Consider the following 629-nt stretch of genomic DNA (forward strand, 5'->3'; position numbering starts at 1 on the left):
CCCCCAGCCCCTACCGCGCCCTCGCCGTCACCGCCTCGAACCGCGCGGCCGCCGGCGTCTACCCCGACACCACGGGCCCGCTGCTGGTCGAGGCCCTGGCCGAACTCGGCTTCGCCGCCGAGGGCCCGGTCGTCGTCCCGGACGGCGAGCCCGTCGAGGCCGCCCTCCGCGAGGCCGTGACCGCCGGCTACGACGTCGTGCTGACCACCGGCGGCACCGGCCTCAGCCCGACCGACCGCACCCCCGAGATGACCCGCGCGGTCCTCGACCGCGAGATCCCCGGCATCCCCGAGGCCATCCGGGCCGCCGGCCAGGCCAAGGTGCCGACGGCCGCGCTCTCCCGCGGCCTGGCGGGCGTCGCCGGCCGCACCCTGATCGTCAACCTGCCCGGCTCGCCGGGCGGCGTGCGGGACGGCCTGGCCGTGCTGCGTCCGCTGCTGCGGCACGCCGTCGACCAGCTGCGCGGCGGCGACCACCAGAGATGAACTTCCACTCCTGGCCCGTCGAACTCGTCGACGACCACGTCGGCCTGAGGCCCATTCGACAGCGCGACCACCGCTCCTGGCGCGAGATCAACCAGCGCAACCGCGACTGGCTGCGCCCCTGGGAGGCCACCATCCCGCCCCCGC

The 629-nt window shown here is 76.8% G+C and carries 1 protein-coding gene and 1 pseudogene; both read left to right on the forward strand.

The genetic code is table 11. The features are described 5' to 3' along the window. Window positions 1-485 (forward strand): MogA/MoaB family molybdenum cofactor biosynthesis protein (locus E1283_RS36810; RefSeq protein ID WP_132822458.1); only part of this gene is annotated, 485 nt, incomplete at its 5' end. After that, window positions 482-629, forward strand: a pseudogene (locus E1283_RS39375) (GNAT family N-acetyltransferase); the annotation flags it as partial. The gene E1283_RS36810 and the pseudogene E1283_RS39375, both read left to right, overlap by 4 nt.

It is taken from the genome of Streptomyces hainanensis (assembly GCF_004348415.1).
Classification (GTDB): Bacteria; Actinomycetota; Actinomycetes; order Streptomycetales; family Streptomycetaceae; genus Streptomyces; species Streptomyces hainanensis.